The sequence below is a fragment of the Faecalimonas sp. LCP19S3_D12 genome, assembly GCF_052121495.1.
In the GTDB taxonomy this organism is placed as follows: domain Bacteria; phylum Bacillota; class Clostridia; order Lachnospirales; family Lachnospiraceae; genus Faecalimonas.
Map to the genome: position 1 here is coordinate 16,454 of NZ_JBQKED010000026.1, position 18,081 is coordinate 34,534.

Here is an 18,081-nt window from a genome sequence, read left to right on the forward strand (position 1 = left end):
AGCGTTAGTGTAGATAAGTCTGGGGACTTCTCACATATATAAGGAGGAAATAGTAATGAGTTTACAAGTAGAAAACATGGAAAAAAATATGGCGAAACTTACAATCGAAGTTTCCGCTGAAGAATTAGAAAAAGCAATTCAGGGTGCATATTTAAAACAGAGAAATAAAATCAGCGTGCCTGGATTCCGTAAAGGGAAAGTGCCGCGTCAGATGATTGAAAAGATGTATGGAGCAGAGATCTTCTACGAAGATGCAGCGAATGCATTGATTCCAACAGCATACGGAAAAGCATATGACGAATGTGAATTAGATATCGTTTCACAGCCAAAAGTAGAAGTAGTACAGTTAGAAAAAGGAAAACCATTTATCTTCACAGCAGAAGTTGCTGTAAAACCAGAAGTAACTTTAGGAGAATACAAAGGACTTTCGGTAGATAAAGTTTCTAACAGAGTAACAGCAAAAGAGGTTGATGCGAAATTAGAAGAAGAACAGAAAAAGAATGCCAGAACAGTTGTAGTGGAAGACCGTGCAGTGCAGGACGGAGACGAAGTAGTGTTAGACTTCGAAGGGTTTGTTGACGGTGTTGCATTCGAAGGTGGAAAAGGTGAGAACTATCCATTGACAATCGGTTCAGGATCTTTCATTCCGGGATTTGAAGAACAGTTAATCGGCGCTGAAGCAGAAAAAGAAGTAGAAGTGAATGTGACATTCCCGGAAGAATATCATTCAGAAGATTTAGCAGGAAAAGCAGCAGTGTTCAAATGTACAGTACATGAGATCAAAGCAAAAGAACTTCCTGAATTAGATGATGAATTTGCAGCGGAAGTATCTGAGTTTGACACATTAGATGCTTACAAAGCAGATATCAAAGCAAAAATCAAAGAACAGAAGATTGCAGACGGTAATAGAAAGAAAGAAGATCAGGTTGTAGAAAAAGCTGTTGCAAACGCAACAATGGAGATTCCAGAGGCAATGATCGATACACAGGTAAATCAGATGGCTCAGGATTTTGCACAGAGAATTCAGCAGCAGGGACTTTCTATGGAGCAGTACTTCCAGTTTACAGGAATGACAGCTGAGAAGATGATGGAAGAATTGAGACCGCAGGCTGTAAAACGCATTGAGACAAGACTTGTACTCGAAGCAATTGTAAAAGCTGAAAACATCGAGATCACAGATGAAAAGCTTGATGAAGAATTAGCGAAGATGGCAGAAGCTTACAAGATGGAAGTAGAAAAATTAAAAGAATTCATGGGAGAAAATGAGAAAGAACAGATGAAGATGGATTTAGCTGTTCAGGAAGCTGTGACATTCTTAGCGGATAATGCTGTAGAAGAATAAAAACATTATATTTTTTAAGGAGGCATATACATGAGCGTAATACCTTATGTCATTGAACAGACAAGCCGCGGCGAGCGTTCATATGACATTTATTCAAGATTACTGAAGGAAAGAATTATCTTTTTGGGGGAAGAGGTAACTGATGCATCAGCAAGTGTAATTATTGCCCAGCTGCTATTTTTAGAAGGTGAAGATCCGGAGAAAGATATTCATCTTTATATCAACAGCCCAGGCGGTTCCGTATCAGCAGGTTTGGCTATCTATGATACAATGCAGTATATCAAATGTGACGTATCCACAATTTGTATTGGTATGGCTGCAAGTATGGGATCATTCTTATTGTCAGGCGGAAAGAAAGGCAAAAGATATGCCCTTCCGAATGCAGAGATCATGATTCACCAGCCATTAGGCGGAGCACAGGGACAGGCGACAGAGATTCAGATTGCAGCAGAACATATTTTAAAGACAAGACAGAAGTTGAATACGATTTTGGCAGAAAATACAGGGCAAAGTCTTGAGAAGATTCAGGCAGACACAGAACGTGATAACTTTATGTCAGCACAGGAAGCAAAAGAATACGGACTGGTAGACGAAGTGATTACCAGCCATTAATGTAACTGGAAGAGGGGATGCTTAATTTGGGCACCCCCTTTCCATCGTATGAAAGTGGAGAGACGAGGTGAGAGTATGGCAGGAAAGATAGGAGAAGAAATTGTAAGATGTTCATTTTGCAATAAGACGCAGGCGCAGGTGCGCAAGATGATTGCGGGACCTAATGGAGCCTACATTTGTGATGAGTGTGTGGACGTGTGTGCAGAGATTATTGAAGAAGAACTTGCATATGAGAATCCATCTGATTTTCAGGATATCAATCTTTTAAAACCAGAGGAGATCAAATCTTTTTTGGATGAGTATGTAATTGGACAGGACGAGGCAAAGAAAGTGTTGTCAGTGGCAGTGTACAATCATTATAAAAGAATTATGGCAGAAAAAGATCTTGGGGTCGAGTTGCAGAAAAGTAATATTTTGATGCTTGGACCGACAGGATGTGGAAAGACGTTGCTTGCGCAGACACTGGCTAAGATTTTAAATGTGCCATTCGCGATCGCGGATGCAACAGCACTCACAGAGGCAGGATATGTAGGAGAAGATGTGGAGAATATTCTTCTGAAGATTATTCAGGCAGCAGACGGTGATATTGCACGTGCGGAGCACGGTATCATATATCTTGATGAGATTGACAAGATTACAAGAAAGTCAGAGAATCCGTCTATTACAAGAGATGTATCGGGAGAAGGAGTTCAGCAGGCGCTTCTTAAAATTATAGAAGGAACAGTGGCATCGGTACCGCCACAGGGTGGAAGAAAGCATCCACACCAGGAGTTGATACAGATTGACACGACAAATATTTTATTTATTTGTGGTGGAGCGTTTGAAGGTCTGGATAAGATTATTGAGACGCGTATGGACAGAAAATCAATGGGATTTAATGCGGAAGTGGGCAATCACCATGAAGATAATGTGGACAGACTTTTAAGTCAGGTATTGCCGCAGGATTTGGTGAAGTTTGGTCTGATTCCAGAATTAGTAGGACGTGTTCCGGTCAACGTCACATTGGAGGTGCTTGACAGAGATGCGTTGATTCGTATTTTAACAGAGCCAAAGAGTGCTATTGTGAAACAGTATCAGAAATTGCTGGAACTTGATGGCGTTGAATTAGAGTTTGACAAAGAAGCATTGGAAAAGATTGCAGACACGTCATTGGCGAGAAAGACAGGAGCGAGAGGGTTACGTGCGATTATGGAGAATGTCATGATGGATACAATGTATCACGTACCGTCTAATGATCGCATAAAAACTTGTCGAATTACAAAAGAAGCCGTAGAAGGGACAGCAGATCCGGTTTACAATTCCGAGACCCTTACGTCAGAAAGTGCATAATGTAAATTGGGGACGGGGGTAATGTTACATTACCCCCGTCCCTGAATAAGGAGGAAATATGGAAAAACAGATACGGAATATACCTATGGTTGCCTTAAGGGGAATGACAATCATGCCGGAGATGGTGGTACATTTTGATGTGAGCCGTGCCTATTCCATCCAGGCAATTCAACAAGTTATGCAAGGCGAAGAACAACAGGTATTTCTTGTTGCGCAAAGAGAGTTGAATATAGAGGATCCAGAATTAAAGGATGTATTTGAGATTGGGACAATCGGAACGATCAAGCAGGTTATTAAGTTATCAAAGAATATGCTTAGAGTGTTGGTGACCGGAGAAGAGCGGGCAACACTCATTTCTTTTGAGAAGGAAGAAGGGTATTTAAATGCTCAGGTGGAAGTCATTGAAGAGCCGCAGGATGAGCAGGAAGTCGTAGATAATCCAAGAGCGAAGAATATTCAGGAATTATTTTTAGAATATGCGATGAAAAATGGGAAAATCCCGAAGGATGTTATTACACAGGTCGCAGATGAAAAGACATTTCTGGGGTTGGTGAATCAGATCGCTGCGAATGTCCCGCTTGATTATTTGAGTTTACAGGATGTTTTGGAAGAGACAGATTTGAACAGACGCTACGAAGTGTTGGCATTTAAGATTGCCAATGAGATGGAAGTGATGCATCTCAAAGAAGAGATTCAGGGAAAAGTCAAAGAACGCATTGACAGACATCAGAAAGAATTTATATTGAGAGAGCAGTTGAAAGTGATTCGTCAAGAGCTTGGAGAGGACAATATGCTTTCGGATGCGGAGGAGTTTGAGACTGCTACAAAAAAATTAAAGGCGTCCAAGGAAATTAAAGAGAAGCTGATGAAAGAAATTCATCGTTTTAAAAGTGCGATGAACAGTTCGGCAGAAAATGGGGTTATCCGCACTTATATTGAGACAATGTTGGAGATGCCGTGGGACAAGAGGGAAAAGGACAATACTGATATTGCATATGCAAAACAGGTGTTGGAGGACGAACACTATGGACTGGAGGCTGTGAAAGAAAGAATTTTGGAATTTCTCGCTGTCCGTTCTCTAACAAAGAAAGGAGAAAGTCCGATCCTCTGTCTTGTTGGTCCGCCGGGAACCGGAAAGACCTCAATTGCACGATCGCTTTCCAAATCATTAAAAAAACCGTATACACGGATTTCACTTGGCGGTGTGAGGGATGAAGCAGAGATTCGAGGACACCGGAAAACATATGTGGGAGCAATGCCGGGAAGAATTGCGAATGCACTTAAGATGTCTGGTGTAAAAAATCCGCTGATTTTGCTTGACGAGATCGACAAAGTGAGCAATGATTATAAGGGAGATACGTTTTCTGCGCTGTTGGAAGTGTTGGACAGTGAGCAGAATGTAAAATTTAGAGATCATTATCTGGAAGTACCGATTGATCTGTCTGAGGTATTGTTTGTGACGACAGCAAATTCGCTTCAGACAATTCCAAGACCGTTATTAGACCGTATGGAAGTCATTGAGATCAGTAGTTACACAGAAAATGAGAAGATGCATATTGCAACGCAGCATCTGCTTCCAAAGCAGCTCCAAAAACATGGACTGACACCGGAGCAGTTAAAAATCAGCAAAGGTGCTATCTGGAAAATTGCGAGAAACTATACAAAAGAAGCAGGAGTCAGACAGCTGGAGCGTAAAATTGGAGATATCTGTAGAAAATCAGCACGAGAGATTTTGGAGACAGGCAAAAGTAGCATTCGTGTAACAGAACGAAATTTGGAGAAATATCTGGGAAAAGAGAAATATTCGTATCAGATGATAAATGAGACAGACGAAATAGGTATCGTGAGAGGTCTTGCATGGACAAGTGTCGGTGGAGATACACTTCAGACAGAGGTCAATATTATGCCGGGAGAGGGCGAGATCCTATTGACAGGACAGCTTGGAGATGTGATGAAAGAGTCTGCACGGACAGGAATCAGCTATATCCGTTCTGTGGGAGAAAAATATAAGATTCCGGAAGATTTCTTTAAAAAGCACGATATCCATATTCATATTCCTGAAGGTGCTGTTCCAAAAGACGGTCCGTCTGCAGGTATCACAATGGCGACGGCGATGATTTCCGCAATCACGAATACGAAAGTCAGAGCGGATGTGGCGATGACAGGAGAGATTACACTGCGTGGAAGAGTGCTTCCAATCGGAGGATTAAAAGAAAAGCTTTTGGCAGCCAAAAGCGCAGGAGTAAAGACTGTATTGGTACCAGAAAAAAATATGCGAGATGTGGAAGAGATTTCATCCGAGATTACAAGAGGACTGGAAATTATTCCGGTAAGCTATATGGATGAAGTTTTGAAAACTGCATTAATATATGAGGAAAACGAAAATGAAAATTAAGAGTATTGATTTGGAAATTGTATGTGGAATTACGAGTAAGCTTCCGGAGACAGACAAAGTAGAGATTGCATTTGCCGGAAAATCAAATGTAGGGAAATCTTCATTGATCAATGCGTTGATGAATCGAAAGTCTTTTGCGCGTACATCAGCGACGCCGGGAAAAACTCAGACTATCAATTTCTATAATATTAATGATATAATGTATTTAGTAGATTTGCCTGGATATGGATATGCAAAAGTTTCTGAGAAAGAAAAAATACAGTGGGGAAAACTGATTGAACGCTATTTACACAGCTCGAAACAGTTGAAAGCAGTATTTTTGCTGATTGATATCCGACATGATCCATCTGCAAATGATAAGATGATGTATGAGTGGATTGTGTCACAGGGGTACAATCCGATCATCATTGCGACAAAACTGGACAAACTAAAAAGAAGTCAAGTCGCAAAACATGTAAAGATGATCAAGCAGGGACTTGATCTCGTTCCAGGAACACAGATCATACCATTCTCATCCGTGTCAAAACAGGGAAGAGAAGAAATTTGGGAATTGGTGGAAAAGAATTTTCTGAATGAAACCGAGGTGGAGTAAATGGAAGATACGCGTCCATATTGGAAAGTAATCGTAAGTCTGGCTTTCAGCCTGATAGGAACTATTTTATTTATCGTCATAGGAATAAAATTGTTGTGGTTTTTTATGCCGTTTGTCATCGGATGGTTTATTGCTTTTATTGCGAATCCACTTGTGTGCTGGTTAGAAAAACGGTTGAAGATTGTAAAAAAACTAGGATCCGCAATTATTATCATTGCAGTTTTGGCAGGGGTGGTCAGTGCACTGTACTTTGGCATCAGCAAATTGGCAGATGAGCTGGGGAGCCTGATTGCAAATTTTCCGCAGATGTATGGTGAACTGGAAAAGGGATTAAAAGATATTGGTGATAGTTTTCAAGGTATCTTTAATCTGCTTCCGGAAGGGATACAGACTGGGTGGAATGCAGTGGTTGCGAATTTAGACAGCACAATGGGAAAATTGATTGGTAATATCAGTGAGCCGACGGTGGAAGCGGCGGGGAATCTGGCGAAGAGTATTCCGTCAATTTTGGTATCAACCATTGTGACTATTGTGGCAGCATACTTTTTTATTGCAGAGCGTGACGAAGTGATTATGTGGTTCAAAAAGATTACTCCAAAGCCGATTCAACAGAGGATGACTTTGGTTATCGACAATTTAAAATATGCAGTGGGAGGCTATTTTAAAGCACAGTTTAAGATTATGATCGTAGTGGGCGTGATTCTGTTTATTGGATTTGAGATTATGCAAGTCAATTATTCGGCACTTTTAGCGATTTTGATTGCATTTCTTGATTTTCTTCCGGTGTTTGGAACAGGAACGGCAATTTGGCCTTGGGCAGTGTACAAAGTGTTAAGTGGTGATTATAAGATGACAATCATGCTGCTTGTACTGTATGGAGTAACTCAGCTTGTAAGGCAGCTGATTCAGCCGAAGCTTGTAGGAGATGGACTTGGGATGCAGCCTTTGGTAGCGCTTGTGTTACTTTTTGTAGGATATAAAGTGGGCAGTCTGCTTGGCATGATTTTTGCAGTCCCGGTTGGGATGATTGTGATTAATATGTATAAAGCAGGGGCATTTGATTATATATTAGATGATGTGAAGATATTGATCAAAGGAGTTATGAGTTTAAGAGAGTAAGAAAATATTGCAGATAAGAAAAAAGGCTGACTTAGAGAATCATTGACTCTAAGTGCAGCTGTTTTCTTATTTTAAGAAAAAGCGAAGCAAAGTTTCATTGGTTTTCTTGTAGGGTTGATAGCGCATCGGAAGATCCAGCCAAGTCCTCTTATCTACAATGCTTTTATAGTGGGAGAACGTGTCAAAACCGTCCTTTCCGTGATAAGCGCCCATGCCACTTTCTCCGAATCCGCCGAATCCCATTTCACTTGTGGCAAGGTGAATGACAACATCATTGATGCATCCGCCACCAAAACTGCACCGCGCAGTGACTTTTTTGGCAATCTTTTGGTCAGATGTAAATAGATAAAGTGCAAGCGGATGCGGCATGGAATTAATCTTTGCGATTGCATGGTCAAGAGAATCGTAAGTCACAATTGGGAGAACTGGTCCGAAAATCTCTTCTTGCATGACAGCATCTTTGAATGTGACACGGTCAAGTAATGTCGGCTCAATCTGTAACGTATCAGAATCGAATTTTCCGCCCCACACTGTTTTTTCTGTGTCTATGAGGGTCAAAATACGTGAAAAATGCTTTGCGTTGATGATTTTCCCGTAATCTGCATTGGCAAGCGGTGTGCTTCCAAATTGTCTGACAATCTGTTTCTTTAATTCTTGAATGAGCGAGTCTTTGATCTCCTTGTCGCAATAAATGTAATCCGGTGCGACGCATGTCTGACCGCAATTTAAAAATTTCCCAAATATGATACGTTTGGCTGCCAGTTTCAGATTGGCAGTCTTTTCTACAATACAGGGACTTTTCCCGCCGAGTTCCAATGTGACCGGTGTCAGATGAGTGGCTGCCTGCCGCATCACTTCCTTTCCGACAGACTGGCTTCCTGTAAAGAAGATGTAGTCAAAACGTTCATTTAGGAGACACGTATTTTCTGTGCGACCGCCGGTCACGACCGAGACATACTCCGGTGCAAAACATTCATGTATCATCTTCTGTATAAGCGCGCTTGTGTAAGGAGAGTAGGCACTTGGCTTAATAACGGCTGTGTTTCCTGCGGCAATTGCGTCAACCAGAGGGTCAATCGTCAAAAGGAATGGGTAATTCCAGGGACTCATGATCAGACATACGCCATAAGGCGAAGGTTTTCGATAGCTTTTCGAATGAAACTGAGCGAGTGGTGTGTGGACGCGTTTTTCTTTTGCAAAAGAGCGTGTGTGTTTCAGCATGTAGCTGATCTCACTCAGTACAAGTCCGGTCTCGCACATGTAGGTTTCAAAGGCGCTTTTCCCAAGATCTTTTTTGAGTGCTTTGTTGATATCTGCCTCATGGCGAGTGATACAGTCTCGCAGACGGCGAAGTGAGTCTAATCGATAAGAGACATCGAGTGTTGCTCCTGTATGAAAAAATGCATGCTGCCGGTCAATAATTTGTTTGATTTCATTTGGTGTCATTTAAGGTTCCTCCTGCTTGTTTTATGATACCTCTAACTATAGAAGAAGGCAAGGGAGGAATGTCAGAAAAAAATATTGAATTGTACAAAAAAAGTATTAAAATGTACAAATGAATAGAAAAAGCTTTTAAAATTATAGTCGATTTGTTATAATGAAGCGCACTAAAAAAACACATAGAGGAGAAAAAGTATGAAATTATGGAAAAAACTTTGTATCACATTTTTAGTGGCGCTGATGGCATTCTTCAGTGTAAATGTTGGAAATGTAGATGCGAAAGAAACAGTAACTACGAAAAAAAGTGTGTTATCAATTGATGCAGGAAGAAAGTATTTCTCAGAAGATCAATTGAAACAAATCATTGACAAAGCGTACAAAAACGGATATACATCTGTGCAGATTCTGTTAGGAAATGATGGTTTACGTTTTGTGCTCGATGATATGAGCATGCAGGTGAATGGAAAAAGTTATGCAAGTGAAGATGTAAAAAAAGCAATCACAGCAGGAAACAATTCTTATTATGCAGATCCAAATGGCGATGTATTGACAGAAGATGAGATGGATCGCATTGTGGCTTATGCAAAAGAAAGAGGTTTGGACATTATTCCGGGAATTAACAGCCCTGGACATATGGACTCCATTTTAGTTGCGATGGAACAGTTAGGATTAGAGAATGTACGTTACACGAAAGATGGAAGAGAATCAGAACGTACAGTAAACATTGAAAATCCAGAAGCAATTGAATTTACACAAGTTTTGGTAAAGAAATATATCGATTACTTTAGTGCATCAGGAGTTTGTGAAATCTTCAATTTTGGGGCAGATGAATATGCAAATGATGTATTTGGAGTTCCGGGATGGGGCGAATTACAAAAGTTAAATATCTATGATAAATTTATCGATTACACGAATGATATGGCTGCGCTGATCAAAGAGGCAAATATGCTTCCAATGTGCTTCAACGATGGTATTTACTACAACAGCGATGACAAATTTGGAACATTTGACAAAGATATCATTATCTCTTACTGGACAGCAGGATGGTGGGGATTTGATGTAGCAAAACCAAGCTATTTCGCAGAAAAAGGACACAAGATTCTAAATACAAATGATGCATGGTACTGGGTGTTAGGAAACATCACTTCTGAGGATGGAATTTATGCTTATGAAAATACACTGAAAAATATCGAGGCAAAACCATATAATGAATTAGCAGGTGGCAGCACAGTGGACACGATTGGAAGTATGCAGGCTATTTGGTGTGATAATCCGTCAAAAGAGCATGATATGGATCGTGTATTAACATTAATGGATGCTTTTTCTGAGAAACACAGAGATATTTTAGTGAGACCTGCAGATTACTCAAAAGTAGATGCAGCGCTTGCAAAAGTACCGGCTGATTTGTCTATCTACACAGAAGAGACAGTGAAGGCAGTCAATGATGCAACAGCAGCAGTTGTAAGAAACTTGAAAGAGACAGAACAGGCAACTGTAGATGGTTATGCAGCGGCAATCGAAAACGCAGTTGCTAAATTAGAGCTTAGAAAAGCAGACTATACAAAAGTAGACGAAGCAATTCAGAAAGCTGAAAAATTGAATGCAAAAGATTATAAGAATTTTGACGCTGTGACAAAAGCAGTGAACGCAGTTGTACGTGATTTAGATATCACAAAGCAGGCTCAGGTAGATGCTTACGCAAAAGCGATTGAAGATGCGATTGCACAGTTAGAAAAGAAAACAGTTACAGAAAACATTTCGAAATCAACTGCACCACAGACAGGAGATGTAGCATCACCATTTACTTGGATGACACTGTGCGTAATCGCAGGCGGTTGTATTGTGACAATGAAAAAAAGAAGAGCATAGAGAAAAAAATCTATCTGCTCATAGTTGAAATGTTCGAATAGCCTTGTTTGACAGGCTATTCGGACATTTTTTTCTGTGTTGAAGAATCATAAATAAAGAAATTTATTATTTTTTGCTGTCCTTTGATATGAAATGTGTGTTCCTTTTCCAAACGGCGTATCATTCCCTGGTGCTCATAAAATCCATAGTTACAGGTTGTATCTGTAAATAAATAAAATTCTTTTAACCCGGTTTTCTCCATATGCTCAAGAGATGATTGAAAAAGCATTTTTCCGATTCCTTTTCCACGGCACGAAGAACTTACGGCAAATAATGCAAGCTCTGCTGGATAGGATTTGTTGCTTTCACTCAATAATTGCTTATCTATCTCATTTACTTTTTCAAAAATTTTTGATACGTTCCGGCCCTCTTTGGAACGATACAATGACAATATAGACTTTACTTGTAATAATCTATTTGAAAATGAACATTTGTGGTTTTGGATATCGTTTATCAAAATAATGCCTGCAACTTTCCCGTCAAGTACGGCTACTCTTGAAAACGTATAATTTGTCAGACAACTGCTTAAAAATGCTCTTGCTAATTTAACCGCTGTTTTCTGACTGCTAAATTCATCATAATGCCAAGTTTCTCTGATGATAGTTTCTACTGTCTTAAAGTCTTGTTTTTGATATTCTCTTAATTCTATTTGCATTGCTATTCTCCTTGTTTTTATGTTTTATATTTTGTATGATAAAGTATACAGTTACTGTAATGTCAATGAGGAGATAAAACAAAATGAAGAAAGAAATGAAAAGGCTAACAACAGCACAATTTGCAAAATTGCATGAAGTGAATAAACGAACACTTCATTACTATGATGATATAGGTCTTTTTTGTCCTCTTACAAAAGAAGAAAATGGGTATCGATATTATGATATTTCACAGAGCATAGATTTTGAGTATATCCGTATGCTAAAGGAACTGAATATGAGTATTAAAGAAATTGAAATGTATCGAAAACAACCTACACCTGACAACTTTTTAAAAATTGCAGACACAAAGGAGCAAGAACTAGATAAGGAAATTCAAAAGCTGAAGAATATTAAAAGGATATTACAAGCAAAGAAAGAGCAGATCGTTTTTTGTGAAAGTTTACGAGAACAAGAAATTAGAGTTGAAGAATGTAAATCAGAAAGGATTTTAACGTTTCCTTATGACTTTTCCGAGGATGATATATCTCAGATTTTTAGCCCGTTAAAATCCACATGGGGAATTGAACAGATTCGTATGGGAATAGGTAGCTTTATATCACTTGATAATGTATATAACATGAATTTTACCAAATATGACGGAATTTATACGATTGCTTTAAACAATAAATCTGTTTCAAATAGTTTTATAAAGCCCAAGGGAAGGTATTTATGTGGTTATCAAAAAGGTACATGGGATAAATTACCGGAAATGTATCAAAAAATGCTTGATTATTCTAAAAAGCATGATTTAGAACTCACAGGATATGCTTATGAAGTCGGACTTAATGATTTTGTAATTTCCAATCCAAACGATTATGTTACAAAGATTATGATTAAGATTGAGGAAAACGCTTGTTTTTTGGATACAGAACCCTGATTATTGCAATTTAATTTGCAAACAAATGGAGAGCAACTGCATTAAAGAGAATGTTATAATAAGATCAGATGATAAAGCAAATGGTATATCTAGAATATCTCATTTGAAAGGAGAAAGAATATGAACAGTACTTATCTTAATGCAAAGTGTAAGGGGATTCTACGCAAACTTTTAAATAATAATTCTTATTTATCACTACAACAACTTGCAGAAGAATTGAATATTTCTCAGAGAAGTATTTATTACGATGTATGTCGGATTAATGAGTGGCTGTCTGAAAATGATATTCCGGAGCTGCGAGTCGTACGAGGAAAAGGACTTCTTTTGAGTGAACAGATCAGAATTCAAATTGCCGAATGTATGGAGGAAAAAAATACAGAGGAGGCATATGTTTATTCGCCGATGGAGCGAGTGCAGATTATTATCTGCAGCATCATATATTCTAAGGAACCAGTGCATGTAGATGTTTTGGCAGATTATTGTAAAGTGAGCCGTAATTCTGTATTTAATGATCTTCGAGTGGTTGTGAAACAGCTTCAGAACTATGATCTTGAGCTAGAATATAGATCAAAAAAAGGATATATTATTGTAGGAAATGAAGTGAAAGTAAGAGCTGTTTTTCTGTTGAATTATCAGGAATTGAAAAAAACGTTTACTAGAGACGGGATGAAATTTATTGATTGGGAAAAAGTGGATGCTTATGAGGAGACTTTGAAAAAAGTAGAACAGGATTTAGGGGTTGAATATGTATCTGATAATAGGGAATCTTTGGTAGTGTTGCTGCCAATTATGGAACAGGGGAAACAGAGAATCTATTTTGATGATCTTAAAATTGAAGAAATTAAGCAGAGAAAAGAGTATTATTTGATTGAAAAATATTTTTCACAGTTAAATGAGAATGAAAAAATATACCTGTGTATTCATCTTTTGGGAGGGCGGATTGCTACCGTGTCCGAAGATATTTTTGAAAATACAAATAATGAGATGGTATATGAGATTACAAAAGCACTAGTTACAGAATTTGAGAAGACGGCATGTGTGATATTTGATAATAAAGAAGATTTAGAAAGGGAATTGTTTGTACATATTAATTCCTCGCTATATCGATATCAGTATGGAATACAGAGTCTGGATATGCTAAATAGAGATATTATTCGGGAATATCCAGACTTGTTTGAAATTACGAAAATTGTTAGTAAATATCTGGAAAACCAGATTGGTCTTCCGATTCCGGATACAGAAGTGGCTTACCTGGCACTTCATTTCGGAGCACATCTTCCGATATCAAATAATAAAAGCGATAAAATTCGAGTGCTGATTGTTTGTGCAAATGGAATATCAACAGGAAATATGTTAAAAAGAGAGATTATGAAAATGTTCCCGGAAGCAGAAGTGGTGGGAGTGGAAGCTTCATCAAAGATTAAAAATGTGCAGGCAGTGTGCGAGTTGATTGTTACTACGGTAGCTTTTAAAAGTGTTGTTCCAGTTGTACAGGTTCATCCTATTCTGACAGGGAGAGATAAAGAGGTTCTGGCAAGACATTTGAAAAAGGAAGAATTTATGGGAAAAATCAAGGTGGATGACCTTATGAATATTATTGAGCCATACATTAAAGGAAAAGTGTATGATGAAATTCGAGAGAGTATAGAAGAATATTTGTTTAATTGTAAAAAGGGGATGGAAACAGAAATTAGAGAAAATTATCAAGATTTGAAGAGCGTGGTGGACGACTTGCGAGTGGATATTCACGACGGAAAATATATGTGGACACAGGCATTATGGGAAACAGCAGATTATTTGATACAGAATAAAAGTATTGAATCTGCGTATATAAATAGTATCATTTCTCAGATTCGGTATTATGGTTCTTATATGTTTATTATGCCGAGAGTAATTTTAGCACATTCAAAACCAGAGATGGGAGTGAATCAACTGGACTGTTCTATTCACTTTTTTAGGGAACCTGTGCGATTTTCAGATAAAGATTTGGCAAATGTTGTAATTGTATTGGCTGCAATTGATCAGGAAAGTCACCTGAAATTATTACGAGATATTATTACAATTTTTGGAGAGGACAGTGTTGTAGATGAATTTTTAACTTGCAGCACGAAAACGGAGATACTAGATAAATTTCAAGAAGTTCTAAGAGCTGCAAAAAAGATACAAATAGAATAAATATCAAAAATAGATCGACTGTATGAGTACGATCTATTTTTTTGCAAAAAGAATTGCAAAAAATTGTACACCTATATATCTAGATGCAAAACAATTTGCAATTTATTGGACTTCTATCTGATAAATTGACTTGATATAATACAAACAACAAAACAAGAAAGGGGAGACACAAATGATATCAGAGATGTTGAAATTAGAGAATATCCAGATTATTGAAAGTGCCAAGGATTGGAAAGAAGCAATTCACCTGAGTCTTGAACCACTAGTTAATGGAGGGTATGTTACTGAAAACTATGAAGCAGCAATTATCAAATGTACAGAAGAGTACGGACCATATTATGTATTGGCAGATGATATTGCGTTGATTCATGGAAGGCCAGAAGACGGAGTGCTGGAAAAACAGTTATCCATTACAGTTGTGCGACAACCGATACAGTTTATGAATGATGGTCAAAATGTTCGTGTACTAATTGCACTAGGGGCTAGTGATGCTAATTCTCATATTGATGTAATGAAAGTTTTATCCTTGTTACTGATGGATGAAAGCAAGATTAAAGAACTTGCGGAAGCAACGAGTGAGCAACAAATATATGAAATGTTGACAAAAGCAGAAAGTAATTTGTAGAGAATGAACGGAGGAAAAGAAAATGCTTAAAATATTTGCAGTATGTGGAAATGGGTTAGGAAGTAGTTTTGCATGCCAGATGGCAACAGAAGGAGTTTTAAAAGAGCTAGGTGTAGAGGCTAAGATGGATCACATTGATATCTCAAGTGTAGCGGGACAGAATGCGGACTTGATTATTTCAGGAAAAAATTTTGAAAAACAATTTGAGCGTATTACTTTAAAATGTCCGGCAATTTTTCTTGAGAGATTGGTAGATAAAAATGAAATCAGAGAAAAACTTATTCCAGTGTTAAAAGAAATAAATGCTATTGAATAGTAGGAGGGAGGAAAAAATATGGCAATATTAAATTTCATTATTGAAAATATCTTGACACAGGCTGCGATTATTATCGGATTAATCGCTTTGTTAGGACTTGCATTGCAGAAAAAACCGGTTGGAACAGTTATTTCAGGAACCATGAAAACAATTCTTGGATTTTTGATTCTGTCGGCAGGATCCAGTGTCATGCAGGAGTCACTGTCATACTTCGGTGATGTGTTTAACAAAGGATTTGGCTTAAACGGTCTTAAGAGTGTAGTTGCATCTATTGAAGCAATCAATGGACAGGCGATGGGAAATCTTGGGCTTGGTGGAGAAATCGCTATTTCATTGGCAGGAATTTTTATTGTAAATATTATTCTTGCAAGATTTACTCCTTTTAAATACATTTTCCTTACTGGACAAGCACTGCTTTGGGAATCAACGATTTGTGTTGTATTTGCTTGGGCATTGGGACTAAAAGGAATTCCTCTGATTTTGGTATCTAGTGTTGTAGGTGGTGCATTTGCAACTTTGATGCCGGCAATGGCGCAGCCGATTCTTAGAAAAATAACTGGCGGTGATGATATTGCACTTGGGCATTTCTGCACATTTGGATATATATTTGCAGCTCTGGTATCTAAATTGGTCGGTGACAAGTCGAAATCTTGCGAAGAATTAAAACTTCCAAAAAGTGTAGAATTTCTTCAGGATACATACTTATCTGTTATGGTTGTAATGATACCTTTCTATTTAATTGTTGCAGCTATTGCAGGACCTAAAGCAAGTGCAGAGTTTTGTGGAGATACGAACTATATGGTATTTGCATTTTTACAGGCAATGCAGTTCGTTGTAGGGTTATATATTTTACTTTCAGGTGTTCGACTCTTATTGGCAGAAATTGTTCCAGCATTTCAGGGAATTTCTCAGAAATTGGTTCCAAATGCAAAACCAGCATTAGATTGTCCTGTATTGTTTCCATATGCACCAAACTCAGTCATCATGGGATTCGTATTTACTACTATTGGTTCAATGATAGGTATGCTGATAACAAGTATTCCGTCACTTGGACTTCCTATGGTAATTCCAGGAGTTATGAGTAACTTTTTTGCTGGTGGAACAGCTGGTATTTTTGCAAACCAAACGGGAGGACGCAGAGGCGTTATCATCGGATGTATCGCACACGGTATTTTCATTATTATTCTTCCGGCACTGCTTTGTCCAATGCTTGCAGAAATCGGTTTCCAGAATATCACATGTACAGATGTGGATACAGTAGTGACCGGATTTGTATTTATGGCTGTTAAAGCGATTGCAGGAATCTTCTAAATCTATAGAAAAGAGGGATTGAGATGTTTTTGTTTGGAAAAAAGAAGGAAAAGAAAGAAAAAAACATTGAAGTAAATATTAAAGTTAACAAAGATGAGCTGATTGCGGAAGCAAGTGAAAAGATACAAGAACTTGAAGGATTATCTGGGGAGCAGAGAGTTCCCTTGTTAAATCAAATAGGAGCTTTGTATTATCAAGCGGAAGAGTTAGAAAGCGCGATCAAATACTATGAAGAAAGCCTGTCTATAAAAAAGGAAATGGGGAAAAGTTACACTGATTTAATGTCGCTTTACAATAAGAAACGTCAGCAGGCAGCAGAAAATAGAAATGATGAGCAGATGAACTACTATATGCAGAAAGTTCAAGAAATGATGCAAATGTCAAAAGATATGCTTCGTGGGAAAATGTAAATATAAAGATTAAATAGAAAGAAGGAAGAAAGATGTATAAGAATTTAATTGAAATGTTTAAAGAAAATGAAGGAAAAGGAGCAATAGGGTCATTTAACTTGCACTGTTTTGAGATGGTTCCGGCAATGATTAAAGCGGCAGAGAAGCTGAATGTTCCAGTTATTCTTCAAACTTCTTTGGGGACAGCTGAATATATTGGATTTGAACCATTGATTGCAGCGGTAAAAGCTATAGCTGAAACTTCCAGCATTAATGTTGCATTACATATGGATCACTGTAAAGATATTGATGCATTAAAACATGCAATTGATTGCGGATATTCTTCAGTTATGTATGATGGTTCAGCTCTTCCGCTGGAAGAAAATATTGCAAACACGAAAATCGTTGTCGAGTATGCACATGCCAAAGGAGTATCTGTAGAAGGAGAAGTCGGTTCTATTGGCGGAGCGGAAGACGGAGTAGTTGTTGACAAAGATGCTGCAATGTACACAAAGCCAGAAGATGCATTACGCTTTGCCTCTGAAACAGGAGTAGACGCGTTGGCAGTTTCTATTGGAACGACACATGGACAGTATAAATCAAAAGCAAAGATTAACTATGAATTGTTAGAAGAATTGAAAGCAAAACTTGGGGATACCGGTTTGGTACTTCATGGGGGAACAGGAGTATCTGACGAAGACATGAGGAGACTTGCAAGAGAAGGGATGAAAAAGATCAATGTAGGAACAGAATTAAATAAATCTTATATTGAGGTGGTAAGCAAGACATTTACTGCAGAAGGGGTAACACCATTGACCTCGCTGAGAACCCTTCTTGGACCTGCAAATGATCGAATTGCGGAAATTGTAACTGAAAAAGCAACTCTATTTAGACTATAGACAAGAAGAAACAGGCTTATGAAAAATATTATTTTTCATAAGCCAAAAACAATATGG

Annotated in this window: 16 protein-coding genes; 14 read left to right on the top strand and 2 right to left on the bottom strand. The window is 38.2% G+C overall.

The features are described 5' to 3' along the window. The first annotated feature begins 55 nt into the window (after nt 1-55). The 6 genes from tig to ytvI all read left to right on the top strand — a co-directional run bounded on the left by tig (nt 56) and on the right by ytvI (nt 7,389). Complete coding sequence (gene tig, locus ACTQXY_RS09310; protein ID WP_441659230.1) at nt 56-1,342, top strand: trigger factor; 1,287 nt, start codon at nt 56-58, stop codon at nt 1,340-1,342. A 30-nt stretch (nt 1,343-1,372) separates the two neighbouring features. Continuing rightward, a complete protein-coding gene (clpP, locus tag ACTQXY_RS09315; RefSeq protein WP_441659231.1) occupies nt 1,373-1,954 on the top strand; it encodes an ATP-dependent Clp endopeptidase proteolytic subunit ClpP in 582 nt (193 codons plus the stop codon). A 75-nt stretch (nt 1,955-2,029) separates the two neighbouring features. Next, complete coding sequence (gene clpX / locus ACTQXY_RS09320; RefSeq protein ID WP_441659232.1) at nt 2,030-3,283, top strand: ATP-dependent Clp protease ATP-binding subunit ClpX; 1,254 nt, start codon at nt 2,030-2,032, stop codon at nt 3,281-3,283. 58 nt (nt 3,284-3,341) lie between these two features. Next, a complete protein-coding gene (gene lon / locus ACTQXY_RS09325) occupies nt 3,342-5,678 on the top strand; it encodes an endopeptidase La (protein WP_441659233.1) in 2,337 nt (778 codons plus the stop codon). Further along, complete coding sequence (yihA, locus tag ACTQXY_RS09330; protein ID WP_441659234.1) at nt 5,668-6,270, top strand: ribosome biogenesis GTP-binding protein YihA/YsxC; 603 nt, start codon at nt 5,668-5,670, stop codon at nt 6,268-6,270. Before lon ends, yihA begins: the two co-directional genes overlap by 11 nt. Further along, complete coding sequence (gene ytvI / locus ACTQXY_RS09335) at nt 6,271-7,389, top strand: sporulation integral membrane protein YtvI (RefSeq protein ID WP_441659235.1); 1,119 nt, start codon at nt 6,271-6,273, stop codon at nt 7,387-7,389. A 66-nt stretch (nt 7,390-7,455) separates the two neighbouring features. On the opposite strand, the gene ACTQXY_RS09340 is transcribed toward ytvI, so the two are convergent. Continuing rightward, entirely contained in the window at nt 7,456-8,835 is a 1,380-nt protein-coding gene (locus tag ACTQXY_RS09340; protein ID WP_441659236.1) for an aldehyde dehydrogenase, read from the bottom strand. Between the two features lie 189 nt (nt 8,836-9,024). Between ACTQXY_RS09340 and ACTQXY_RS09345 the strand changes: the two genes are divergently transcribed. Continuing rightward, nucleotides 9,025-10,698 (top strand): family 20 glycosylhydrolase, encoded by a 1,674-nt coding sequence (locus ACTQXY_RS09345; protein ID WP_441659237.1) that lies wholly within the window; start codon nt 9,025-9,027, stop codon nt 10,696-10,698. Nucleotides 10,699-10,753: 55 nt separating this feature from the next. On the opposite strand, the gene ACTQXY_RS09350 is transcribed toward ACTQXY_RS09345, so the two are convergent. Further along, the gene (locus tag ACTQXY_RS09350) at nt 10,754-11,392 is read right to left on the bottom strand and encodes a GNAT family N-acetyltransferase (RefSeq protein ID WP_441659238.1); all 639 of its coding nucleotides are present in this window, start codon (nt 11,390-11,392) and stop codon (nt 10,754-10,756) included. Nucleotides 11,393-11,475: 83 nt separating this feature from the next. Between ACTQXY_RS09350 and ACTQXY_RS09355 the strand changes: the two genes are divergently transcribed. The 7 genes from ACTQXY_RS09355 (at nt 11,476) to ACTQXY_RS09385 (ending at nt 18,024) form a co-directional block, all read left to right on the top strand. Next, nucleotides 11,476-12,309, top strand: a complete 834-nt coding sequence (locus tag ACTQXY_RS09355; protein ID WP_071143421.1) for a MerR family transcriptional regulator — start codon at nt 11,476-11,478, stop codon at nt 12,307-12,309. Between the two features lie 120 nt (nt 12,310-12,429). After that, nucleotides 12,430-14,484, top strand: a complete 2,055-nt coding sequence (locus ACTQXY_RS09360) for a PRD domain-containing protein (RefSeq protein WP_441659239.1) — start codon at nt 12,430-12,432, stop codon at nt 14,482-14,484. A gap of 172 nt (nt 14,485-14,656) precedes the next feature. After that, a complete protein-coding gene (locus tag ACTQXY_RS09365; protein WP_071143423.1) occupies nt 14,657-15,109 on the top strand; it encodes a PTS sugar transporter subunit IIA in 453 nt (150 codons plus the stop codon). Between the two features lie 22 nt (nt 15,110-15,131). Continuing rightward, entirely contained in the window at nt 15,132-15,425 is a 294-nt protein-coding gene (locus tag ACTQXY_RS09370) for a PTS sugar transporter subunit IIB (protein WP_071143424.1), read from the top strand. Between the two features lie 18 nt (nt 15,426-15,443). Beyond that, entirely contained in the window at nt 15,444-16,736 is a 1,293-nt protein-coding gene (locus ACTQXY_RS09375; RefSeq protein ID WP_441659240.1) for a PTS ascorbate transporter subunit IIC, read from the top strand. 23 nt (nt 16,737-16,759) lie between these two features. Next, on the top strand, nt 16,760-17,146 hold the full coding sequence (locus ACTQXY_RS09380; protein ID WP_441659241.1) for a tetratricopeptide repeat protein: 387 nt from the start codon (nt 16,760-16,762) through the stop codon (nt 17,144-17,146). A 32-nt stretch (nt 17,147-17,178) separates the two neighbouring features. Beyond that, entirely contained in the window at nt 17,179-18,024 is an 846-nt protein-coding gene (locus tag ACTQXY_RS09385) for a ketose-bisphosphate aldolase (RefSeq protein ID WP_441659242.1), read from the top strand. The last annotated feature ends 57 nt before the right edge of the window (nt 18,025-18,081 follow it).